The sequence below is a fragment of the Psychrobacter sp. Pi2-1 genome (assembly GCF_904846645.1).
Taxonomy (GTDB): domain Bacteria; phylum Pseudomonadota; class Gammaproteobacteria; order Pseudomonadales; family Moraxellaceae; genus Psychrobacter.
The window spans coordinates 61214-85048 of record NZ_CAJHBO010000003.1; the positions used below are offsets into that span (position 1 = coordinate 61214).

Annotated in this window: 19 protein-coding genes; 15 read left to right on the plus strand and 4 right to left on the minus strand. The window is 42.5% G+C overall.

Translation table 11 applies throughout. The features are described from left to right. Window positions 1-15: 15 nt before the first annotated feature. Window positions 16-1920, minus strand: coding sequence for an L-aspartate oxidase (gene nadB, locus JMX91_RS03190; RefSeq protein WP_201547636.1), 1905 nt, complete (start codon window positions 1918-1920; stop codon window positions 16-18). Window positions 1921-1990: 70 nt separating this feature from the next. Further along, complete coding sequence (gene nadA / locus JMX91_RS03195) at window positions 1991-3130, minus strand: quinolinate synthase NadA (protein ID WP_201547637.1); 1140 nt, start codon at window positions 3128-3130, stop codon at window positions 1991-1993. Window positions 3131-3490: 360 nt separating this feature from the next. Between nadA and JMX91_RS03200 the strand changes: the two genes are divergently transcribed. The 3 genes from JMX91_RS03200 to JMX91_RS03210 all read left to right on the plus strand — a co-directional run bounded on the left by JMX91_RS03200 (window position 3491) and on the right by JMX91_RS03210 (window position 6487). Then, window positions 3491-4522 carry an NUDIX hydrolase gene (locus JMX91_RS03200; RefSeq protein WP_201547638.1) on the plus strand — a complete coding sequence of 344 codons (1032 nt, stop codon included), beginning with the start codon at window positions 3491-3493 and terminating at the stop codon, window positions 4520-4522. 160 nt (window positions 4523-4682) lie between these two features. Further along, window positions 4683-5543, plus strand: coding sequence for a carboxylating nicotinate-nucleotide diphosphorylase (nadC, locus tag JMX91_RS03205; protein WP_201547639.1), 861 nt, complete (start codon window positions 4683-4685; stop codon window positions 5541-5543). 302 nt (window positions 5544-5845) lie between these two features. Then, window positions 5846-6487: a MarC family protein gene (locus tag JMX91_RS03210; protein WP_082624565.1), complete on the plus strand. Its 642-nt coding sequence runs from the start codon at window positions 5846-5848 to the stop codon at window positions 6485-6487. Window positions 6488-6639: 152 nt separating this feature from the next. Here JMX91_RS03210 and JMX91_RS03215 read toward each other — a convergent pair whose 3' ends face one another. Beyond that, complete coding sequence (locus JMX91_RS03215) at window positions 6640-7242, minus strand: LysE/ArgO family amino acid transporter (protein ID WP_201547640.1); 603 nt, start codon at window positions 7240-7242, stop codon at window positions 6640-6642. A gap of 166 nt (window positions 7243-7408) precedes the next feature. Between JMX91_RS03215 and JMX91_RS03220 the strand changes: the two genes are divergently transcribed. From JMX91_RS03220 to JMX91_RS03230, 3 genes are all read left to right on the plus strand, one after another. Further along, window positions 7409-8137, plus strand: a complete 729-nt coding sequence (locus tag JMX91_RS03220) for a hypothetical protein (RefSeq protein WP_201547711.1) — start codon at window positions 7409-7411, stop codon at window positions 8135-8137. 173 nt (window positions 8138-8310) lie between these two features. Then, complete coding sequence (locus JMX91_RS03225) at window positions 8311-8997, plus strand: hypothetical protein (protein WP_201547641.1); 687 nt, start codon at window positions 8311-8313, stop codon at window positions 8995-8997. Between the two features lie 40 nt (window positions 8998-9037). Further along, window positions 9038-9589: a hypothetical protein gene (locus JMX91_RS03230; RefSeq protein ID WP_201547642.1), complete on the plus strand. Its 552-nt coding sequence runs from the start codon at window positions 9038-9040 to the stop codon at window positions 9587-9589. A gap of 154 nt (window positions 9590-9743) precedes the next feature. Here the strand turns inward: JMX91_RS03230 and rluB are convergent, their stop codons facing one another. Beyond that, window positions 9744-10670 (minus strand): 23S rRNA pseudouridine(2605) synthase RluB, encoded by a 927-nt coding sequence (rluB, locus tag JMX91_RS03235; RefSeq protein WP_101206234.1) that lies wholly within the window; start codon window positions 10668-10670, stop codon window positions 9744-9746. A 631-nt stretch (window positions 10671-11301) separates the two neighbouring features. Between rluB and JMX91_RS03240 the strand changes: the two genes are divergently transcribed. From JMX91_RS03240 to JMX91_RS03280, 9 genes are all read left to right on the plus strand, one after another. Further along, window positions 11302-12348, plus strand: a complete 1047-nt coding sequence (locus tag JMX91_RS03240) for a polysaccharide biosynthesis/export family protein (protein ID WP_227679247.1) — start codon at window positions 11302-11304, stop codon at window positions 12346-12348. Between the two features lie 198 nt (window positions 12349-12546). Further along, the gene (locus tag JMX91_RS03245) at window positions 12547-14808 is read left to right on the plus strand and encodes a polysaccharide biosynthesis tyrosine autokinase (RefSeq protein WP_227679248.1); all 2262 of its coding nucleotides are present in this window, start codon (window positions 12547-12549) and stop codon (window positions 14806-14808) included. Window positions 14809-14859: 51 nt separating this feature from the next. Next, window positions 14860-16887: a polysaccharide biosynthesis protein gene (locus JMX91_RS03250; RefSeq protein WP_201547645.1), complete on the plus strand. Its 2028-nt coding sequence runs from the start codon at window positions 14860-14862 to the stop codon at window positions 16885-16887. Between the two features lie 73 nt (window positions 16888-16960). Continuing rightward, the gene (locus tag JMX91_RS03255) at window positions 16961-18277 is read left to right on the plus strand and encodes an oligosaccharide flippase family protein (protein WP_201547646.1); all 1317 of its coding nucleotides are present in this window, start codon (window positions 16961-16963) and stop codon (window positions 18275-18277) included. A gap of 69 nt (window positions 18278-18346) precedes the next feature. Next, window positions 18347-19363, plus strand: a complete 1017-nt coding sequence (locus tag JMX91_RS03260; protein ID WP_201547647.1) for a glycosyltransferase family 2 protein — start codon at window positions 18347-18349, stop codon at window positions 19361-19363. Between the two features lie 58 nt (window positions 19364-19421). Continuing rightward, a complete protein-coding gene (locus JMX91_RS03265; protein WP_201547648.1) occupies window positions 19422-20546 on the plus strand; it encodes a hypothetical protein in 1125 nt (374 codons plus the stop codon). A 13-nt stretch (window positions 20547-20559) separates the two neighbouring features. Next, window positions 20560-21642 carry a polysaccharide pyruvyl transferase family protein gene (locus JMX91_RS03270; protein ID WP_201547649.1) on the plus strand — a complete coding sequence of 361 codons (1083 nt, stop codon included), beginning with the start codon at window positions 20560-20562 and terminating at the stop codon, window positions 21640-21642. After that, the gene (locus JMX91_RS03275) at window positions 21639-22685 is read left to right on the plus strand and encodes a glycosyltransferase family 2 protein (protein ID WP_201547650.1); all 1047 of its coding nucleotides are present in this window, start codon (window positions 21639-21641) and stop codon (window positions 22683-22685) included. The genes JMX91_RS03270 and JMX91_RS03275 overlap by 4 nt, the downstream gene beginning before the upstream one ends. A 5-nt stretch (window positions 22686-22690) precedes the next feature. Further along, a complete protein-coding gene (locus JMX91_RS03280) occupies window positions 22691-23803 on the plus strand; it encodes a glycosyltransferase (RefSeq protein ID WP_227679249.1) in 1113 nt (370 codons plus the stop codon). Window positions 23804-23835: the final 32 nt, after the last annotated feature.

Sequence of the window (23835 nt, forward strand, 5' to 3'; positions counted from 1 at the left end):
TTATCTGCCGTACGCTTAAATATGGTCAGTAATAGGCATCGGATAACGCTCGTCTTCTATAACGTGAGAAAAGGAGTTAAGCGTAGTTTTTCTTAATGGCAGAATGATACTGGTTAAAGGCGTTTCAGCTAAGTTAGGATAATCCTCACGGTAATGCCCACCGCGACTCTCAAAACGCTGATAAGCCGATTGGACAATCATCGTTGCTAACGCTAATTGCTTCGCCAATTGAAAAATTGCCAGCTCATCGAAAGTAGTGGGGAGGTTGTTATTTATATTGGATTTACCAAAATATATGAGTGACTCCTGCCACTGCTCAATTTTTTGCAATGCTTGCTCTAATTGTTTGGCACTACGTGTAATGCCCATATTGGCTGTCAAAAGAGCTTTCAATGCTATCGTTATCTCTGCAATATCTACGTCAGAATGAAATGCTTTATCAGCATTATAAGTTGGATACGATGACTGCTTAGAAGATGGCAAAACAACAAATTGTGTGTTTTGTAGTGTCGGAGATTGCCACATATCGGCAGCTAACTGATGCAGTTCATAATAGTTAGTCGTATGTGGCTGCGCCATTTTTTCTAAAGCTTCAGCCGTTTTCTTTAAAGCTTCTAAGTTCTTTAAGCGATCCAATTTTGTTAAGTAACGAGGTAAGTTGGCGGCGATGTTGCGACCAACTACCACACACTCCAACAATGAATTACTTGCTAAACGGTTGGCTCCATGTAGCCCTGTATAAGCAACTTCGCCTGCTGCATATAGTCCTGCGACGTCGGTCAAACCATTGGCGCAAGTCACCACGCCGCCACAACTATAGTGGGCAGTCGGAGCGACTGGAATAGGCTCTGTGGTCATATCGACGCCGAATGCTAGCAGCGTCTGATAAATCTGCGGGAAATGCGCTTGTATAAATGCAGCTGGCAAGTGACTGACATCAAGGTGTACGTAGCCAAGTCCGTTACTACTAATCTGATTGGCTATTGCCCGAGCGACGATATCGCGTGGCGCCAATTCAGCACGCTCATCAATATCTAACATAAAGCGCGTCCCAGTCTGTGGACAATAGAGTCGTCCACCTTCACCGCGTAACGCTTCAGATATCAAAAAACTGCTGTCATCTAATGCTAGACCCGTCGGGTGAAATTGAATAAATTCTAAATTTGCCAAACGACAGCCTGCCTGCCATGCCATCATGACGCCATCACCAACACAGACGTTAGGCGCGCTGGCACGCTTAAATAACTGACCTAAGCCACCACTAGCCAGTACAACAGCCGCACTATGAATGGTGAGTTGGCGCTCATTGATATGATCAAAGACCAGTGCCCCTCGGCAATGTCTAATATCGCTATCGTTCATGCTAAAAGAGGAGCTGCTAATCATAGGTGAAGTCAGTAACTCTAATGCTTCATGATAAGGCAAGATAGTGATATTGGTTGCAGTCTGTGCTTTGATAATTAATGCATCCATCACGTGCCGACCCGTTGCATCATCCGCATGGGCCACACGTCTACAGCCATGACCGCCTTCTTTGGTCAAGTGTAAGTCACTGGTTTTTAAGACTGAAAAATCAGGTGTATTATCATTTTCTTTAGTTAAAGTGGTTTGAGTAAATGGCACACCTTGCTCGCATAACCACTGCACCGCTTGCTGTCCTGCACCCAAGATACGGGCAGTATTGTCCGTCGCACACAATCCTGCACCAGCGATTAAGGTGTCAGCGACATGATCAGTCACAGAGTCCGCCGTGTCTAAGCTGGCTGCGATACCACCTTGAGCGTAGTGACTTGAGCAAACCTCAAGTGCCGCTTTGCTTAAAACAGTGATATTCAGCGATTTTGGCAGAGATAGCGCGGTGCTCAAGCCTGCCAGACCAGCCCCAATAATAAGAACATCAGTTTTTATAATATTACTCATATCACTGCTGCTCCTGTTATTTTTATAGCGAGTGGTGTTGGAACAATCAACTGAATGCAACTGACTCATGCTAGGCTGCCCCAACGTTAGCGAACAGCGCACGGTCTTTTACTATGTCGCCACTGGCGGCTACACGTTGCTTTTGTGTTTCAGCAAAATCGAGCATCCGTTGTAATGGTTTTTTTGCTGCAGTCGCTAGCTCAGGTGTCATTAGCACTTCACCGCTTTGATTGGTTAGGCACTGTTCAATCCCTTTTAAGCCGTTCATAGCCATCCAAGGACAAAACGCGCAGCTCTTACAGCTAGCGCTCTCGCCAGCAGTTGGTGCGGCCAAGAATCGCTTGTTTGGCGAGCGTTTTTGCATCTCGTGCAATATGCCCAAATCAGTAGCGACGATAAAGGTATCAGCATCCATCTCATACGTTGATTGCAAAAGCTTGCTAGTCGAGCCGACCACATCAGCGAGTGCCACCACGCTATCAGGTGACTCAGGATGCACCAAGACTTTGGCCTCTGGGTGTTCCTCTTTTAATTGCAAAAGTTCAGTGGCTTTAAATTCGTTGTGTACCAAACAAGACCCTTGCCAAAGCAGCATATCTGCGCCAGTCTCACGAGCGATGTATTTGCCCAAATGGCGATCAGGCCCCCAAATAATAGGCTCGCCTTGCGCATGTAAATGACGAACGATGTCGATACCGACAGATGAGGTGACCACCCAATCAGCTCTCGCTTTTACCGCGGCGCTGGTATTGGCGTAGACGACAACAGTACGTTCAGGATGAGCATCGCAAAATGCTGAAAACTCGTCAGCAGGGCAGCCCAAGTCAAGCGAGCACTCGGCTTCCAAATCTGGCATGAGGACGGTCTTTTCCATACTTAATATTTTTGCTGATTCACCCATGAAGCGCACACCAGCGACCACCAAAGTCTGAGCGCTATGAGCTTGTCCAAACCGAGCCATTTCAAGTGAGTCACCGACGCAGCCACCGGTTGCCAATGCCAAGTCTTGGATAAAAGGGTCGACATAGTAGTGTGCTACCAGTACGGCATTATTCTCTTTCAGTAGCTTCTTGATATTTTCTTCGACCACGATGCGTTCAGCGCGAGGCAAGTCTGCTGGCATTTTAGCCTTAGCATATTCAATATTCATCTGAGTGGCGATGCGATTGTCCGTACTCATGATAGGTGCGTCGTAAGGATATTTTTTCATAATGGCAGCCTTTGTTGGTGCGATAACGATAAATGTATGAGCTAAAAAATAGGTAATTGGACATAACAAATTTATAAGTTGTCTTAATTATGCTCATTTTGAGTATAATTACAAGTGGTTTTTTATACTTAATAAGTCAAAAGATTAGGTTTGAGTGCTCAAAGTGATGTGCAATTAAGCCGTACTAAGCTTAAAAATGGTGCTAATTCATGCCCCTTATAACTATTTATCGATATTGATTTTTCATACTTACAACCACAGACTATGATAGTTTTAGATTCAAGCTATACTAAGTCATACAACGGCTGTTAGTCTCAATAGCCTTTTACATTTTAGAGAAAAAGGATAATTCCCAAAGCCATGACGTTGTCTTATTCACATGCGCACCAGCAAGGTAGCGGCACGACAGAAGTGGTCGCCGTATTGGTCGCTATCACCGATCATATCGCGCGCGTTCTAACCGTTGACCAAGGCAAGCTATTGCCAAATGGGCCACTTATGCCGCTACATCGCTCTCTACAAGCGGGAGTACGTCAGTGGGTAGAGGAGCAAACGCAGCAACCGCTCGGATACTTGGAGCAGTTATATACCTTTGTCGATACTAACAGGCGTAATATTGATGGCCATGCGTTGGTGTATGTGAGTTATTTAGGTTTGGTGCAAGAGACGCAAACGCAGGCACTCCAAAGCAAAGCACTCTGGCGAGATTGGTATGATTATTTCCCGTGGGAAAATCATTTGGACGGTATGCCTAGTATTATTATGGACTTCATTGTGCCTGCGCTACTTGAATGGGCCAATACTGCCAATGACTCAATCGTTCAACAGCGCAGGCGTCAGCGCATTGGCTTATGTTGGGGGCTGGACGAAGCGTTTTTAGCAAGTGGTAAACTCACTGACAGTCAATCCGTCAACGAACACGATAATGAAAGTAGAGAGTGGATTGCAGAGCATGTATTACTACGTTATGAGATGCTTTATGAAGCAGGTCTAATCCCCGAAGCCCCTAATTATCCGCCCAATTATCAGGCTATTGCTTTGCCAGAAGACTGGTCACAACGCATAGGCGTACCGATGTATTATGATCACCGTCGCGTGATTGCTACTGCTATCTCAAGACTGCGCGCGAAGATTGAATATAGACCGCTTATTTTTGGTCTGATGCCAGACGTCTTTACCTTATCGCAGTTGCAGCAGAGTGTTGAGGCGTTATCAGGAGTGCGCTTGCACAAGCAAAATTTTCGTCGCTTGCTTGATTCGCAAAATTTAGTAATGGAGACAGGAGAGAGTAGCACTGCTCAGCGCGGTCGTCCTGCCAAACTATATCGCTTCCGTCATGATATCGAGCTACAGAGTTTATTGATGGACAGCAAACTTCCTAAGCGAAAATAGTCATTTCAAGCCAGTCCGTTTTATCTCTAAATCGGTTTGTAAAACGAAAAATTTGTCACCTTTCCTTGCAGGGCCGCTAACTTTGCGCTATATTTATGCTCATTTTGAGTTTAAATAACGAGCAGTTTCTATCAATATCATGCCTAGATAAGGGTCAAAGATGACAATTGAAAAAGAGCCAGCATTGGATGACGTATTGCTTAAACCATTGGTTGAGAATGCACTAACTGAAGATTTGGGTAGGCGTGGTGATGTAACCTCACAAGCTACTATCCCAGCCGATATGCAAGCGCAGCTACAGATCAAGGCGCGGCAAGCAGGTGTGATATGTGGTATCGATTTGGCACGTTTGTCTTTTGCCTTAGTCGATGCGCAAATTGAATTTATTGCACAAGTACAGGATGGCGAAACAGTAGAGGCTGGCACAGTGTTAGCGACCGTAAAAGGTAACGCGCGTCACTTGTTGACAGCAGAACGCACGGCTCTGAACTTTATGACCCATCTCAGCGGTATTGCGACAGCGACCCGTCAAATTGTCGATAGTGTGGCCCAATATCCTGCACAAATTACTTGTACGCGTAAGACCATTCCAGGCTTACGTATCGTACAAAAATACGCCGTACGCTGCGGTGGCGGACGCAATCATCGCTTGGGGTTAGATGATGCGATTTTAATTAAAGACAATCATATCGCCATTGCGGGTGATATAAAAACAGCCATTCAGCAAGCACAGAAATTTGCTGGGCATCTGATTCCTATTGAGGTCGAAGTCGATACACTAGAGCAATTAAAGCAAGCGCTCGATGCAGGTGTGAGTTTAGTACTATTGGACAACATGTCGCCTGAAACATTGTCGCAAGCGGTTACTATGTGTAAGGGTCGAGCAAAGACTGAAGCATCAGGTGGTATTACGCCTGAAACGGTACAAGCGGCGGCAAGTACGGGGGTTGATTTTATCGCGATGGGTTATTTGACGCACAGTACCACCGCTTTGGATATTGGGCTAGATTTTAGTGCATAAATATAGATGTGCTAAAGGTTAATAGTGCTACAAGCGCTCGATTTCATCGAAAGGACTATCAACGAGTTAATACAATGTTAATTTATATTAATTACTTGTGCTGATAATCTGTTAAATGCTTGTTTTTACACTGAAGCTTTACTAAGGTGACATGTAGGCGTAACGGCGCAAAGTTAATGATTTTATTAGCTTATCTGCCTATGCTACAATGCTATTTTTAGTTGCCTATTGGGTCATCGTTGCACTCGCACGATGACTTTATCTTTTTGCACAAGCAGTATCAATAGACAAGCGAGCGCTCAGTGAATACTGAAATTATCAAGATAATCCTAGCCTTTATGGTATTGATCAATCCATTTAGCGCATTGACGTTATTTTTAGATTTGACTCGCGGCTATTCGATGAACAATCGACGCAAGGTCGCGCGCGTTGCTTGTCTGACCATTTTTATCACCATCAGCTTTTTCACGATTGCAGGTGAGACGCTGTTAAAAACCCTTGGTATTTCTATCGGCTCGTTCCAGTTGGCAGGCGGTATATTGGTATTTTTAATTGCCCTAAATATGATGAATGGAGAGGGTAATCCTGTTAAACCTGATCAAGAAAACTTCGATGTTGATCATGTAAAAGATGCGCCAGTTTCAATGGCAGCTGCCGTGGTTCCTCTTGCGATTCCGATGATGATTGGGCCTGGTGGTATCTCTACAGTTATCATTTATTCTTCACAAGTATCAGGTATTTTGCAGGTATCTGCCATCTTGATTGCTGGCTTATTCATCAGTCTGTTTTGCTATTTGGCATTGATGGCGGCAGGTCGAATCAGTCGCTTACTAGGCGATACTGGCTTGAACATCATGAGTCGAATCATGGGTATGCTATTGGCCGCCGTTTCTATCGAGATTATCGTTAATGGACTGCGTACGCTCTTTCCTAGCTTGATGTAAATGATCAATACAATATTGCTAACCATATATATTTATACAGTGGTTAGCGGATATCGGATATCGACGTAATTTAGTTTATCCAATACGTCGTTTACTTAATATTCAGTTTATTCAACACTCAGCTTATCTATCATTTCCTAGTTATACTTCTATCAGCTTTGATACAAATGCCAAGCTAGATAGAGCATCAGTAACCCTACCAAAGCATCCAGGATGTTCCATGCTTTAGGCTTCTCAAATAGAGGCCTGAGTAATCGCGCACCATACCCAAGCGCAAAGAAGAAAAAGAACGAAGCGCTAATTGCACCTGCGGCAAACGTCAATTTACTGCTTGCACCCGTAGAGACCATGCCGACGAGTACCAATGTGTCTAGATAGACGTGCGGGTTTAGCCAAGTAAAACCAAAGCATAGTAACAAGGCTTTTTTTAAGCTAGTCACGACTTGTCCTTCGACAGTCAAAGCATGTGACACACGTACGCTGGCATACAAACTCTGTAAACCATATCCTAATAAAAATATAACACCTGCTATTTTTGCGATATCTATAACGTGAGGATAGCGGGCCGTAACTGCACCAAAACCACCAATGCCTGCTGAAATTAAAAACGCATCGCTCACCGCACAAAACAAGCAAACAAAAAATATGTGCTCGCGTTTGAGACCTTGTTTGAGTACAAAGGCGTTTTGGGAACCAATAGCAATGATGAGAGATAACCCAAGTAGGAAACCAGAAATATAATCGGGAGCATTCATAATACGGTGCTTAACGGTTGGCGTGTAGGAATGGTGACATTTTGCTTACTGGCAGGCCAGCAAAAACCTGCTAAGATACGCTATTGAATGAATGTATGCAATATGCGCACAATGTGAGTGTAATAGACGAGGGGCAGAGCAAGTCATGGTAGTCAGTTTGACAAGAATGCTACAGTCATTTGGGCAAGCTCAAGATGACCTACCGACATTGGCAGCAAAGAATGCTCAGGAGATGAGCGTCAATCATGAACAAGATGCTACTGCCAATAGTGATAGCAATCACGCAGTACAAGAGCGTTCTACACTGACTCCGCCTGAACGTGTAAACCGCATATGTGATGCGTTGGCACAAGTGAGTGATAGCCAATCATCCACGCCTTTGACTGATCGCTATCTGAGTAATCGTGCTCAAATGCGCCCAACCAATAGACCGCCTTTTGACCCAGATACTTTGTGGTATCTCAAACATGGACGTTGTCCGATTATGACTGAGCTTGTTGATGTGGTTGATGAGGCCACCCTAAATGCCATGCCTATTGAAGCCGTTGCGATATTAGATCGTATCAATGGTAAGCTAAAGCGTTATCGTGAGTGGAGTAGTGAGCTGAACGAACAGCAACAGCAGCAACATAATGAGCGTCAGTTTGTTATCGATAAGCTGGTGTCCGAAAGTATCCCTGAAGCATTACATCATTATGAGCAGCTACAACGCTTTAGTCCGCATCGCACCAAAAACAATATGGTGCAGGGCAAGATGACAGCCGGTGATATGCTGACAGATTTGTTTTTAGAGATTGATTATGAGCTTGACGAATTATTGGATGAATTGCACCAAACAGTCTTAAACCGCCTTGCCTCAACCCATCGCTATGTTAAGAGCCGTACGCAAAGTTAAATGTTCTTTGATGATGTTTTTTTGAACACTGGCAAAGGTTAAGTATTATCAAAAAACACAATCGACGCAGTGCATAACAATATAGGGCTTTAATAGAGCCTTATTTTTTTGTTTAATAATAACAATCATAAGAAATCAGCCACGACATTCTGATAAGTAATAAGGACAATATAATGACCCAAATGACTGCAATGTTCGTAATGTTTGTTTTGTATGGGCTGTTGCCAGCGGCTGGGTTATATCTAGGTTATCGTGGCATTAAAAAAGTCACAGCACCCAAAATGCTCGAATATAAGGCGATGCCGCAACTGGGTTATATACCTGAAAAAAGCCTACCTGTCGACGTTAAAACCGCTCTGGAGCAAATTAATACAAAGGGTGAAAAGCTGCGTGTCATGTATGGCGATACCAATAACGATGGCAAGATTGATGATAAAGATACCGTCAACGAAACTTATATTATGATTCAAAACTTAATGGATAGGCACGTGCCACTTGCTGTAGCTGACTATAGACGCTTGCATGATTTAGATGTGACAGATAGTGCGCTTGCTGATACTACCAAAATTAGACATTCTAATGTCACTGGTAAAGAAGCCTTGTTAGACGTGCTTAAGACAATTAACACACAGTTCGATGACCTGCTCAACGCGTCATATCATCAAGACGGTCAAAAGCTACTCGCGACCAATCGCTATCTCCAAAAACGTTTTGACAATCCTGCTAGCAATACAGAGTTTCGAAAGCCCGATATCAATGCCAGTAGTAATGCCAATAATAATGCTAGCAGTGATGTCAATATCCAAGCGATTGAAAGCCCAACTGGTGAAAATGTGAGTGCTAAAGACATTAAGCTATAAATACAAAGTTGAATGGTGAAAGGGTAAAGAGCAAGCGTATATGAGTATCTTAATAGGCATCGGCATTGTAACGACCGTCACTACCTTTTATCTAGGTAGAAAAGGCTGGCAGGCTTTTCATAAAGCCGTCGGTATCTCACCTGGCGTACTCACTTATCAAGATTATGATGCGCCCTTGTCATTAGCCACATTAAGCTTGCAGCAGTTAACGTTAAATAAACAGCACTTAAAAAACTTGTCTGAGCAGCAACTACGCCAGTTAAAACGTATTGATGAGAAAGTAAGCAGTTATCACGCTTATCAAGCAGCCCTACAAACTCAGAATAAGACACCAGCGATAACAGAAGCGCAGTTTGTATTGAATAAAATGCTGCAAACACGGTTACCGGAAATGCTAGCCACTCACTATCAGTTAACAAATATAAATGCCAATAATGGGAATAACGACAAGAGATTGGAAGCTAATGAGTTATTGCAGAGTGTTTTAGATAATATCGAGCAGCGTTTGGATAGATTACTGGCACAAATGGACGAGGAGCAGCTAAAAGAGCTGCGAGTCATGAAACACTATATTAATAGCCATGATAGCTGAGCCGTTATATCTATACTGAGCGACTATGACGCCTGTAAACTGTGAAGCCTATAAAGAGACACAAAAAAGCGGTCAATGACTATTCATCATTGACCGCTTTTTCATGCTTCTCCTAAATCTATCAAAGATTTAGGGTAATGTTAAACCAAATCAACTAGCGCTTATCATTGCGATCACGGGTGTTACGTGTACCACGGCTGGCAGGGCTAGCACTACTTTTAGGTTTCGCGCTGCTGTTGCGGTTATCGCTACGGGTGTCAGTGCGACGCGCTTTAAGCGGCTTGTTTCTGATACGTTCTTGCTTTTCTTTGGCTGCGCCATGTAGACCCGTGCCATAACGTGGACGCAAGCTGACCAAATCCGTCAACGTGTTGATTTCTTTTTTATCAAGCTCTAAGAAACGGCCAGTACGTAGCTCTTTTGGTAGAACAATCGTGCCATAGCGTGTACGTAGTAGACGACTAACTTTTAGACCTTGTGATTCAAATAAGCGACGTACTTCGCGGTTACGGCCTTCTTTTAGCTGGACGTGATACCACTTGTTGACGCCTTCGCCGCCGCCTTCTTTGATGTCTTCAAATTTTGCAAGGCCATCTTCTAGCATGACGCCAGCGGTCAATGCACGAGCGATATCAGGCGTTACTTCACCCAATACACGTACCGCATATTCACGAGTGACTTCACCAGATGGATGCATCAAGCGATGCGCCATTTCGCCATCGTTAGTAAATAACAATAGGCCAGTTGAGTTAATGTCCAAACGTCCAACCATTACCCAGCGGTCATGCGTCAGCTTTGGCAAACGTTCAAAGACAGTTGGGCGGCCTTCTGGATCTTTAGCAGAGCAAACTTCGCCTTCAGGCTTGTAGTAAGCGATAACACGGCGACGCTTCTCATTTTCAGAAGTGTATTTTATTTGACGGCCATCAACGCGAATCTCATCACCTTGCGAGACGCGATCACCGATGGTCGCAGGACCGTTATTAACCGTTACGCGGCCAGATTTGATGACTTCTTCCATTTGGCGGCGTGAACCAAGTCCCATGCGGGCGAGTGCTTTCTGTAATTTTTCGTCTTTCATCATAATATCCTTGAGTCGGTGGGTTTACATTTCTCAATGTAAAAAAAATTGGATTGACTATTCTACGCTATTTTAACAAATTTAGCACGTAAACCAATACTTTACTGGTTATTAATGCCTAAACAAACATGGTGCTAATCAATAAAAGTTTATTAGTCATATACGAAATATAGACTTGAAGACTCTTACCGACTGATAGTATGAATGATTACATAGATACAAACACTTACACTATTTCGGCATTAAAAGGATAGTTCCAATCATAAATGTAATCGAAACAAGCCTTCGTTAAATTGAAGTTTTTCAAATTAAAAATAAAAACTCCATTTATTAAGAAGCTGTTTTTACTTCCGTTTTTTTATCGATCAGTAACCTGAAAGTCGATATAAATTTTCGCAATTAACCGTAAGCAAAGGGTTTGATGAGAAATTGCAAAATAGTCAGTTAATTATTTTATGACAGATTATATGTATTGCACTGAATATAGTTTAGGTGTATATTTATTAAATATATTCTTTTTTACGAATATAAATACTGTAGTAAGGTTTTCTGTTTTGATTCACAAATATAAATATGAGTAACTGTTATGGTTAATAAATATTTCATTTTTGTACACAAACGCTGCTTGGTAATGAGCATATTTTGCTTATTTCTAATGGGGTTGTTTAGTGGCTGTACGATCAACTCAGGACTTCAGTCAGGAAATCTTCCTGAATCTGGCACCTTTACCGCAGAAAACGGCCTTCAATTTCATATTCAGCCTTTAAGTCTGGCAAATTTACCGCGTACAGCGCCGCCTACTGTTACGCAAGACCTCTCTCATTTGATCAAAACCTCTGGACGAGTCAATTACGGCATTGCGAAAGGGGATGTGCTGAATATCATCCTTACCAATTATCCGGATATTAATGCGTCAACTGCTAGCTTAACGGTAGATCAACAAGGGTATATACAGTTTCCATTGATAGGTAGAGTTCAAGCCAGTGGACTGAGCGTGCCGCAGTTCACCGCTACGTTGCAAAGCAAACTACAGCGTTATCTCAAATACTCAGATCCTCAAGTCAAAATCATCAATTACCGTGGCAGCAAGTTTTTCGTAGATGGTGCGGTGAAGCAGTCTGGTGAGTTTGCTATTGCTGATGTGCCGGTATCGGTATATGGCGCTATATCTATGGCAGGTGGTACTACTGAGACTGGCGATTCAAACAACATTGTGCTAAATCGTCAGGGCAACAGCTACCACTTAGGAGTGCAGTCACTACAAAGAATGGGGCTGTCTGCCAATCAAATCTATCTGCGGGATGGTGATTCTATTCACGTCAATAGCCAAAGCCGCAATAAAGTCTACGTGTTGGGTGAGTTTGGCAAAATTGAGCCAGTGGCGATTCCAGAACAAGGGCTGAGCTTAGCGCATGTATTGGGTGAGTCAAATGGACTAAATTCCAATACGGCTAATGCAGCCAAAGTATATATCGTGCGCGACAACCCTCAGTACCAGTACACCAATATTTATTATGTCGATATGCAGAGCATTACAAGCTTAGCATTAGCCAGTCGCTTTGACATGCAAGCCAATGACATTCTTTATGTTGATCCAACAGGCTTGGCTCGCTGGAATCGTGTGATTAGCGCGATACTACCATCAACCTCTGCCATCAACGTGATATCAGGGTTATAAATGATAGCTAGTGAAAATACTGGATGTGCTTCGAATTTCAATACTGAGATTAATTGAAATAAGAATAGGAAGTAGAGTGATAGATTTTATAAGGTGCGATGAGGCAGGGGGCAATCTAACTGCAGTAAAGGGCAATTAGGGTCTTGAAGCTAAGCGAAAGCTATTAAGCGATTAACATTGAATAATGGGTATATGGTTATGAATAATATAGATTCAAAAGACCTATCGACACCTAAGGGTGACAACGACAATGACAACATCGACTTAACGGCGCTGGTTTTGGTTTTGTTGCGTGGCTGGAAAGTCATAGCGCTCATGGCAGCAATCGGACTCTTAATAGGATTTTTTTATACACGCTATATTAATCCAACCTTCAAGTCTGATGCGCTAATCCAAATTGAAGAAAATTCCCAAGGAGTCGATGCGCTTGGGGCGAATATCTCAGAGTTGGTCGGAGAAGAAGTGAGCAAGGCTGAGGCAGAAGCCGAGCTCATACGGTCTCGGATGATACTAGAGCCAGTCGTCGATATGCTACATCTAGACATCAAACTGACCGATCCTAATATTGGCTATCTCGATAAAATAACAAACGACCGCATTAACACTCAGTTGAACACGAATGATGGTGTGTCTCTGAGCACAAAAAACGGTTCCGTACAAATCAATCAGTTCGATGTGTCACCAGCGTATTTAAACCAATCTTTTACGCTATCACAGTCTGACACAGGGTTTGTCCTGAGCAATGGACTAGATGATTTTAAAGGACAGTTAGGTCAGCCGCATCAGTTCAATGGGGTAAACGGTGAGATTAACATTACGGTGACTGAGCTACCTGCAGACGGTTACCCTATTGGCATCACTCAGCAGACCTTAAAGACCACGACAGATGCAATGAATAGCGCCTTGTCTGTGGAAGAAAAAGGCGATAAAACCAACATTATTCAGCTGTCGATGACAGGCACAAACCAACAGCAAATCACGACCACACTTGATCAGATAGTCCAGTCATATATCGATCAAAACCAATCTCGTGGTACGGAAGAAACGACCAAAACATTGGCTTTCATGGAAACGCAGATTCCAGCGTTAAAAGAAAAATTAGACGCCTCTGAAGCTCAGTTCAATGAATTTCGTAAAAAGCACGGCACCATCGATGTAGGTAAAGAAGCTGAGCTGTTACTAAATGAAAAGTCTCGAATCGATGAGCAGCTCAATGATCTCAAATTAAAGCGAGCAGATTTAACGACTTACTATACCAATGAACACCCACTCGTTATCCAGATTAATGAGCAACTAAAAGTCCTCAACAGTCGAATAGGAGCGATAGGTAGCACCGTGGCAGGACTGCCTGAAATACAGCGAGAGTTCTTAAAATTATCAGAAGATACAGCCATTAATAGAGAGATTTACCTCACGCTGCTCAAAAATTATGAACAACTAAAAATCGTTAGAGCTGGTCAGGTTGGTTATGCCCGTATTCTAGATAGACCGACCAGTACCTTCGATGCCATTGCACCAAACAAATTCCAAATTATGCTGCTAGCGCTACTCGTAGGTACTGTACTTGGGGTAATGCTGGTTCTAATCAGAAACTTGATTAGAAATGTCGTAAAAGACCCAGAACATCTAGAGTCTAAAACGGGAATTCCTGTTATTGCAACGATTCCACGTTCGACCTCGATATATAAGCTAGGTAGGAACAAAAAAAATACTGGTCGGATGCTTGCTCATGTTGATCACAACGGCTTGAGCTATGAAGCAATTAAAAATTTACGAACAAACCTTTTATTCGGTAAGACGACGAAGACAATAGATGAGAAATCCGCTCAGACCATATTAATCACTGGAGAAAGCCCAGGTGTCGGTAAGTCTTTTATTACGGCCAATTTATCCGAAGTATTTGCACAGCTTGATAAGAAAGTACTGATTATCGATGGAGATATGCGTTTAGGGGAGCTGCACAAAATGTTTGGTATGAATCCAGACAGTGGTCTCACAGACTATTTACTGCAAGATAAAGATAGCTCTCTATCAGCCGATGAGCCTCGATTAGATACTGACGTGGCTAAGTTAAACCTTGAGAGCTTTATTCAACCTACTGGTATGGAGCATATCGACCTTATATCGCGGGGACGACCATCGCATAACCCGACTTCGTTATTGATAGGAGAGAGGTTCGATCATTTGATGGCAGCGCTCAAAACGAAGTACGACTATATCGTTATCGATGCGCCGCCTATATTGGCTGCATCAGATGCCATGGTGCTGGCACAGCACGCAGACAAAGTACTGATCGTCACCAAATTTGATCATTCAGTAGAAGGTCAGCTGGTCTATGCCATTAAACAGATGAGTAAAGCAAACGTACAAGTCGATGGCATCATCTTAAATGACATACAGCAAAGTATTTTGAATCGGTATAGCTATCACTACCATTATGCTTATGGACACAATTCATAGTCAGCTACTGTCCATAGCAAACGAGCGACATAACTTAAGTAGGTGGATCTTATGTTTATAAAAACAGAGTCTAACAATGCTTATCGAACGCCAAGTGATCTCAATCGATGGTCGAAGCGTATGACGCTGTTTTTATTAGCCTTACCACGCTTTGCGAAATGCTCTATCTTATTTGGCATCGATTTTTCAGTTGCTATCCTTTGCTTGATAGCGGCATTGGCACTGCGTCAGGGTTATGTCGATGATCAAATTGGCCTTACGGTATTAGCTTTTTATGCATTGATACCTGTCGTCAGCTTGTATCTGATTGGCTTTTATAGAGGCGCCTCTAGAGGGTTTTTCGATGCGGCGATGGGTCGAGTACTACAGTTGTTTTTATTACTTATTATCGTTTATCAGTTCATCATTTATGTGAACCCAGTATCAATGATGCCGCGCTCAGCGCCAATTATATTTTTGTTCTTATTCTTTATTTGGTTGTGGAACAGTCGGCTAATGATTCGTGGGTTGTTGAATCGACTACAGAAACCAGACAATCAAGATCGCCTAGATAGTTGCTGTGATAACGTGATTATTTATGGTGCAGGATCGGCTGGTAGAGAGCTATTAGAGAGTTTGAGACATTCTCATAAATACAATGTAGTGGCATATCTCGATGATGATCCGCAGCTAATAGGGGCTTATCTACATGGTAAAAAAATATATGCCGCTCATGCGTTACCTTGGTTAATAGAAAAATTAAATGTTGCGCAAGTGATTTTGGCAATGCCTTCTATGAGCCGTGGTCGTAAAAAACAGATTATGGATAGCCTGTCAGGTGTTTCTGTCAAATTAAAAGATTTACCGAGCTTACGAGAGCTTGCTGATGAGATCGTAACAGTCAGCCATATACGTCCGGTCGATATACTAGATGTGCTTGAAAGAGAAACTGTAGAGCCAGTTGCTGAGCTTCTCCAAAAAAACATTACGGGTAAAAACGTACTCGTGACAGGGGCAGGTGGTTCTATTGGTAGTGAGCTGTGTAGACAAATCATGAAAAACAAACCTGCATGCTTGGTGTTATACGAGCAGTCTGAATACGCTTTGTACACAATCGATCAGGAACTTAGAAGCCTTGTCTCTAGTAACGTCACTAGCAATGTCATTAGTAATATTGAGTATCACAATATCGAGATTGTTAGCATCATTGGAAGCGTGGCTAACGAAAAAAAATTAATCAATATATTCGAAAAATACCATATAAAAACGATTTATCACGCTGCTGCATATAAACATGTACCGATTGTCGAGTCCAATCCATTTGAAGGCACAATAAACAATACTAAAGGTACCTATCATTGTGCTTGTGCTGCGATAAAGGCTCATGTTGATACGTTTGTACTGATCTCTACTGACAAAGCAGTGCGACCGACCAACGTGATGGGAGCCTCTAAACGCTTGGCTGAACTCGTCTGCCAAGGATTGAGCCAAAGCAACAGTCACACGTGTTTTAGTATGGTGCGTTTCGGTAATGTCTTAGGTTCATCAGGCTCTGTGGTACCACTTTTTACCAGACAAATTGAGCAGGGTGGTCCGATTACCATCACCCATCCAGACATCACACGCTACTTTATGACCATACCGGAAGCAGCCAGTTTGGTTATCCAAGCAGGGGCTATGGCGTTCGGTGGTGAAGTATTTGTACTTGATATGGGAGCGCCCGTCAAAATTGTGGATCTTGCCAAACGTATGATTCGTCTGACAGGGTGCGAGCTAAAAGATGCGAGCAATCCTAATGGTGATATCGAAATTGTGTTTACTGGATTGCGGCCAGGTGAAAAGCTCTATGAAGAGTTAATCATTGGTGCCGACAACATAGAGACCACGTTTCATCCACTCATTATGCAAGCAATGGAGCATAGTTTTCCATTGGAAGATATCGAAGCTATCTTGTTTGAGTTTATTGAAAGATCAAAGCAGCACGATACTGAATGGTTGAAAGCACAGTTTAGGACCTTCGTTGAAGGCTACCGAGAAGGCGATGATGTCAGGATCGAGGTCGAAAAACTGACATCATCGTTGATGGATGAGGTTGGTTAATACAGTAGGTAGATAATCACAAGATTACTGGTTCTTTATAAGTTATATGAAACATAAAATTGGATGATGAGTAATGGCCTCTGAAGTGTTTTTATCGATACAAAGCGTAATCAGTCGATTGAAAACCAGTCACTTTGTACGGGATGTGGCCATGGTTGGAGGCGGTATTGCTGCTGGTCAGGCAATCGCTATGGTCTTTATGCCGTTTCTCACCAGATTATATAGTCCTGAAGATTTTGGTATCGCTGCCGCATTTGCCGCAGTCATCAGTATTATTACTCCGATTGCGACCATGGGTTATGCCAATGCCATTGTGATGCCTAATAGTGACGAGGATGCCGCTGCCATTATCAGATTGTCTGTATTGCTCAGTTTGTTTATAGCAGCTATAGCGTTTATCGCTGTCTATTTCGGCAATGTTTATTTGGCACGATGGACGGGTATGGAAAGTGCACCATACATGTTGTATCTCATACCGTTGACGCTATTGGCCGGCGCGTTTCTATCTGTTGCTGATCAGTCTGCTATCAGAGTAGGTTTGTTTAAAGCCAAGGCTCGTGCTTATGTGGAGAGCAAGCTTGTGACAGATACCAGTAAGTTGATAGGTGGTGTATTGGCCCCCTCTGGTATGTTACTTATTTTGTTAACGATAGCAGGACAGCTTACGAATTTTATGATGCAGATGCTTCGGGTACCTAGGATTGGTGTATTAAATATCCGAGACTGGTTTGGCACGGTTGGTATTCGTAATGCTGCTATATCGCAGCGTGACTTTGCCATATACCGCATGCCGCAAAGTATGCTCAATGCTGCTTCAGTAGGGCTACCAACCATCTTGTTAGCATCACTATTTAGTGCTTCTTCTGCTGGGCAGTATTCGTTGGCTGTTCTTGTGCTCGGTGCACCAGCGATGTTGTTAGGCCAAGCTGTTGGAGAGGTTTTTTATCCTAAGATTACGCGTGCGATCACAGCAAAGTCACCAGAGGCTTATCAGTTTTTATTAAAAGTGACGGTAATTCTATTGGTGGTTGGTATTGTACCATTCGGTACGGTGTTCGTTTTTGGCGATTATCTTTTTTCTTTAGTATTTGGCGCAGAGTGGGCATTAGCAGGTAGTTATTCGCAGTGGCTTTCTATTTGGCTTTTGACCAGCTTGGTATCAGGTGCGAGCACTGCGGCATTGCCAGCATTAAGTTTGCAGCGTTTTCTTTTGATTAGAGAGATTTTTGCAGTGATATTTCGTGCTGCAGCGCTGTATATGGGTTTTTACGTTTTTGAGTCAGATATGGTAGCCATTGCCCTGTTCTCATTCGTTGGGGTCTTGCTTAGTTTATCTATCATTTATGTCGCTTTTCGGCGTCTTGTTCATATTCATAAAGTGCCGCAGTAGGTAAATATGTTGACTGCGTTGGATGGCACAAAGGATATGCATTAGAAGTCTCAACTCAAGAGGCTCACTATGATTTCAGTTATTATCGCCGCATTTAATGCCGCTGCCACTATTGATCGTTGTATTAGTAGTATTGACGTTGCGAAAAAAAGCCATGAGATTGAATTGATCGTTATTGACGATGGTTCTGATGATGAAACTGCTAGGTTATTGCACAAGTGGGAAAGTGATAGGGCATGGATTACGGTGCAATATCAAAAAAATGGGGGCGTGGCAGATGCGCGTAATACTGGGCTTGATATCGCTATCGGCGACTACATCGTTTTTATAGATGCGGACGACACTATCGACGATTGGTATTTTGACTTTGTCATTGCACAAACGGTTGATCGAGATATTGAGCTGTTGGCGTTTGGTCATAAGCGCATCATGTTAGATGGCTCTGTTACCGAGCGCCGTAACATTACAGCAGAATATTCACGGCAAGACATTAAAATGCTACAGCTGAGAGTGACAGAGAATAGAAATATATATTGGTATGTAACTACCAAGGTTTATAGCAAAAGACTGATAGCGGATTTGCGGTTTAATTGTGACATAAAACTTGGTGAAGACAGTATTTTTAATATTGAGTGCTTGGGGAAAGCGAACCATTTATCTGTCGTACCCGACTGTCCATATAACTACTATGAAAATGCCACTTCGATGACGAGTTTGCAATATAAGCCAGGGCTACTAGAGTCTATTGAAGCAGACTACAACGCCAGAGTCAGGATACATGACTGGTCTATCAGTGCTACTGAGAGGCAAGTACTGCTATCAGATTTTGCCCGTAGTTATATCGAGCATATGCTGCCATATTTACTCAATAATTTGGCTCATATTCAGATGAGAAAACGCCATGCAGAGTTGATAAAAATACGCCAGTCTTTCGTTTATCAGAACTGTTTGCCACATTACCATCAACGGCATCCAGCACGCGGTATTCGTATCTTGATTTCATATTTTTCACGACGTTGGTATGTGATGACATTGGCTTTTTTGCAGCTGTCTTGGTCTAAAGCGAAGGTAAAAAGACATGTTTAATATTGATTTGTTTCCCCAGGCTTTAAAAAGTGACGAAAATGGACAGACTCGTTCTTGTTTGCTGAAACAAACAACCATGGGTGAAAGTGTCACTGAGCAAGAGTTGTGGTTTGCATATCCTATCAATCTACCAATGCCAGAAGACGATGATTGCGACTCTTACTTGTTAGCCACATTGTTGCCTGCGATGCAGCTAGGCGCGGCTATTCGGGTTCATGGCAGTGTGTCCCACGAGCTATTAGCCAATCTGACAGAGCTGCAGTATGTTTGGAATAAATGGTTACCAGAGCGTTATTTTGCGATTGATATACAAGTTGATCGTATTAGAGCGCGCGACGTACAAGTAGAGGGTGCGATTGCTGCATTTTCTGGTGGCGTTGATGCTCAATTTACCGCTTATCGTCATGCGACAGGCAGAGCAGGATATGCCACGCGAGATATTAAGGCAGGGGTTTTTGTGCATGGCTTTGATATACCTTTAGATGATACAGAAGGTTTTGATAGTGCTGTGGAGATAGCAACCAAAGTACTTTCTGATATTAACGTTGATCTACTGCCAGTTAAGACGAATGTTCGAGCATTGTGGTCTATCGATTGGGAAGAATATCACGCGGCTGCCATTGCTTCCGTTCTATGTGGATTGAAACGATATGCAGGAATTGGGCTCATCGGTAGTGGCGATTCTTATGAGGTATTACTTACGCCATGGGGTTCACATCCCATAACAGATCCATTATTGAGCGGTGGTAATTTTAGACTTCTTCATGATGGTGCAGGGTTTAGCCGGTCTGAGAAGTTAAACATTCTTTCAAATTGGTCTATAGGCATACGAAACCTACGTGTTTGCTGGGCTGGTAATAAGCATGATAGAAACTGCGGTCACTGTGAAAAATGTGTACGAACTCGATTAAACCTCGTACTTGCAGGTGTTGATAATCCTGCTTGTTTTGACGCTCCGATAGATTCGTCACTTTTCAAGTTCATGGTTCTGAAAAGTGACGCTGTACGCATAGACTGGTCTCTAATTCGTCAAGAAATGATTGAAACGGGCAAAGGTGTTGAGTGGCTTCCGTACATTGAAAAAGTACTCAAACGTAAGTCATCTCCAAAATTGAGTAAGTTATTTCCTTTTGGGTCAAAGCGTCGCATGTGGGTAAAAAAGATGTTAATGAGAAATAAATAAGGGAGTGTCAAAAATGAATACTACCGCCATAAAAAAGCTCATACCAATTAAACTGAAAAAACACTTAGTTACTTATATGGGCGCGCGCGATTTCCCTTTACCTAGTAGTAATCGATGCTTCATTTTTCTGGCGGCTGACTACGGCAATATTGGTGATATCGCTATCTCTTACGCTCAAAAGCAATACTTGCAACATGTGATGACCGATTATGAAGTTGTCAGTGTTCCTATTAGTCAAACCAGATTGGTGCTTAATTCGATTAAACAACAGATAAAACAGAGAGATATTGTCACTATTATTGGGGGAGGCAATATGGGTAGCTCGTATCCTGATATTGAAGAGCTGCGCCAATTAGTTATCAATACATTTCCTACGAATCGCGTTGTGTGTTTTCCCCAGACCTTGGATTGGAGTGATTCTGCTAAGTCTAAGCAAGCATTGCATCGTATCGTAAACGTCTACGCCAAGCATCCAGATATACACATTTTCGCTAGAGAGTCGATGACAGCGGCCAAACTCATCAAGCTTTTTACCGAGTATAGCAATGTCCATGTTGGTCTTGTGCCAGATATCGTTATGAGTGCAAACGCAGCAGTACTTGGGACGACAAATGACGTAGAGTCTTCAACTATTCTGCGATGCTTACGAGATGACAAAGAAGCTGCGCTATCAGGTGAGCAGTATGCAATGATAGACAAAGCCTTAGCAGATACTGGCTATCATATTGAAAAGACAGATACCCATGCTGGCGGTTCTCAATTGGGCGAAGTGCATTGCAAAAAATTACTGACCGACAAGCTTAGCCAGTTTCGTGCTGCAAAATTGGTCGTGACTGACCGCCTACATGGCATGATTTTATGTTTACTATCGGGTACACCTTGCTTGGTATTGCCGAACTCCAATCATAAGATAAGACAAACGCAGTTAGACTGGTTACGTAATCATCCAAGACTTGTGTTTTTAGAATTAGATGAGGTTGCTGAGATTTCAAAACATATCGACAAACTGATATCCCTGTCTCATGGCACCATGAATGAGTCACCCGTTCATATCAATGAATACCATGAGTTGGAAAAATCGGTGGTTATTATATGACTAGCCTAGCAGAGCCATTGGTGAGCATTATCGTGCCAGTATACAACGTCGCGTTATATGTCGACGCGTGTTTAGAATCTATCAAGCAGCAAACCTATAAGAATATTGAAATCATTGTCGTTGAAGATTGCTCTACTGATAATTCAAAACAAGCGCTTGCCTTACATCTCACAGATAAGCGTATAAGAGTCATTCAACATAATGAAAACAGTGGTCTTTCTGCTGCTCGCAATACTGGTATTAAATCTGCAGTAGGCGATTATATGATGTTCGTGGATTCCGATGACATTGTAGATACTCGCTTAGTGGCAGCTTGTGTAGATTGTGCTCTCACTACGAATGCAGAAGTAGTGACATATGGTTTTGCACCGTTTAAAGAGGGAGCGGCAGAGAATGAACTACCGTATTCAGCTGCTAACTTAGTATTTGAGGCAACCAAGATAGACGATTCGTATTTCAGCCTACCGCATTTTGCATGGCTTAAATTTATTAAATCCAGTGTCGTACAAAAGGCTTCTCTAAGTTTTCCAGTGGGTTTGTATTACGAGGATTGGCCTTTCCATTGGCATCTTGGCTTATCTACTAAGGTTAGATATCAGTTGCCTATTGATTTTTATCTGTATAGACAGCGAGGCACGTCGATTACGGGTTCAACAGATAAAAAGCTATTAGACCTATTTATTATTCATTCAGAAGTCATGAACCTAGTAGAAGACTATCAAGCGGATGACGTTAAAAAAATACTTGCTAATAAAATCAGACAGAGTCATTGGAGCATTCTCACCCGTATAGATAATGAGTATTTAGCAAGGGCATTGGTACAAGCTAAAAAAGCAGATAAAGCACTACGATTAAATGGTTATCAGAACAAGTGGACGTTAAGGAATACAGTGGTCAGCAATATAGTACGTATGCCAAGCCAAATCGCGCTACCTATAATGCAGGTGCTTCGTCAAGCACTAGAGAAAGAAACAATATTAAAAGGAAGCAAATTGGAAATAGTTACGAGAAGCAAAGTTGGCTTTATGTTTCTTAAAAGGTAAATGATATGACTATTCGAAGAGTACTGCACATAGTGGGAAAAATGGATCGCGCTGGGGCAGAGACCATGCTTATGAGTTTATATCGTCATATAGATCATCGCCAGATTCAGTTTGATTTTGTCACTTTTACCGACGAGATTGGCGACTATGACGCTGAGATAACAGCGTTGGGAGGTAGAATTATACCAATTTTAGCTGGTCATTCATTAACGCGCATGCTCAAACTTAAAAAATTCCTTAAACAGCAGCCTGATTATCGAATCGTTCATGCTCATATGCTATTAAACAATGCTTTTCATCTGTTGGCTGCTAAAGGTGCTGGCGTGCCGCATCGCATTTCGCACTCTCATAGCACCAGTAATGGTAAAACCAATATTATTAAAAAAATATATGAACAATGGGCATTAATTACCAATCGTACATTGGCTACTAAGAGAATCAGTTGCGGTGACCATGCTGCAAATTACCTATTTGGTACTACAAAAGATGTGTGGCTACTGCCCAATGCTGTTGATATACAGCAGATGATATCAGTCGCTAACCAATCACGGCACTATATCGATCAGGAGTTTAGTGCTAAAAAATTTGGAGATAAAGGGTTAAAAATCATCCAAGTTGGTCGTCTCAGTGAGGTTAAAAACCATCAGTTTTCTTTAGAAGTCGCTGAGCAGTTAAAAAAACGTCATGTTGACTTTACCTTATATATCGTTGGACAAGGTCCATTGGAAGATCAATTAAAACGACAAGTGAAAGAGCAAGCCCTAGAGGATAATATTAAGTTTTTGGGTATGCGTACGGATGTTACTGAGTTAATGGCTGGTGCTGACTGTATGATTATGCCATCCCTGCATGAAGGTTTCCCAGTGGTCTTAGTAGAAAGCCAGACAGTAGGACTTATGGCATTAGTTTCTGATCAAGTATCACCTGAAGTAGATTTAGGACTTGGACTTGTATGTTTTTTACCTATACAGTCAGCCAATGTTTGGGTGGATAGTTTGCTGAGTTTTCAGCCTCCAATATCCAATGAAGCAGAAATAATGAAGGCGCTAAATCTACATGGCTTTAGCGCCGCGACCAATTCGCAGAAGTTAACGCAAATGTATTTGAATATGCGATAAGGCTTTTACTTAATATTCAGCTACTTTATAGA

Excerpts from the sequence above, each read along its gene's own strand:
- nadB (WP_201547636.1), bottom strand. The coding sequence starts at position 1,920 with ATGAGTAATATTATAAAAACTGATGTTCTTATTATTGGGGCTGGTCTG.
- nadA (WP_201547637.1), bottom strand. The coding sequence starts at position 3,130 with ATGAAAAAATATCCTTACGACGCACCTATCATGAGTACGGACAATCGC.
- JMX91_RS03200 (WP_201547638.1), top strand. The coding sequence starts at position 3,491 with ATGACGTTGTCTTATTCACATGCGCACCAGCAAGGTAGCGGCACGACA.
- nadC (WP_201547639.1), top strand. The coding sequence starts at position 4,683 with ATGACAATTGAAAAAGAGCCAGCATTGGATGACGTATTGCTTAAACCA.
- JMX91_RS03215 (WP_201547640.1), bottom strand. The coding sequence starts at position 7,242 with ATGAATGCTCCCGATTATATTTCTGGTTTCCTACTTGGGTTATCTCTC.
- JMX91_RS03220 (WP_201547711.1), top strand. The coding sequence starts at position 7,409 with ATGCTACAGTCATTTGGGCAAGCTCAAGATGACCTACCGACATTGGCA.
- JMX91_RS03225 (WP_201547641.1), top strand. The coding sequence starts at position 8,311 with ATGACCCAAATGACTGCAATGTTCGTAATGTTTGTTTTGTATGGGCTG.
- JMX91_RS03230 (WP_201547642.1), top strand. The coding sequence starts at position 9,038 with ATGAGTATCTTAATAGGCATCGGCATTGTAACGACCGTCACTACCTTT.
- rluB (WP_101206234.1), bottom strand. The coding sequence starts at position 10,670 with ATGAAAGACGAAAAATTACAGAAAGCACTCGCCCGCATGGGACTTGGT.
- JMX91_RS03240 (WP_227679247.1), top strand. The coding sequence starts at position 11,302 with ATGAGCATATTTTGCTTATTTCTAATGGGGTTGTTTAGTGGCTGTACG.
- JMX91_RS03245 (WP_227679248.1), top strand. The coding sequence starts at position 12,547 with ATGAATAATATAGATTCAAAAGACCTATCGACACCTAAGGGTGACAAC.
- JMX91_RS03250 (WP_201547645.1), top strand. The coding sequence starts at position 14,860 with ATGTTTATAAAAACAGAGTCTAACAATGCTTATCGAACGCCAAGTGAT.
- JMX91_RS03255 (WP_201547646.1), top strand. The coding sequence starts at position 16,961 with ATGGCCTCTGAAGTGTTTTTATCGATACAAAGCGTAATCAGTCGATTG.
- JMX91_RS03260 (WP_201547647.1), top strand. The coding sequence starts at position 18,347 with ATGATTTCAGTTATTATCGCCGCATTTAATGCCGCTGCCACTATTGAT.
- JMX91_RS03270 (WP_201547649.1), top strand. The coding sequence starts at position 20,560 with ATGAATACTACCGCCATAAAAAAGCTCATACCAATTAAACTGAAAAAA.
- JMX91_RS03275 (WP_201547650.1), top strand. The coding sequence starts at position 21,639 with ATGACTAGCCTAGCAGAGCCATTGGTGAGCATTATCGTGCCAGTATAC.
- JMX91_RS03280 (WP_227679249.1), top strand. The coding sequence starts at position 22,691 with ATGACTATTCGAAGAGTACTGCACATAGTGGGAAAAATGGATCGCGCT.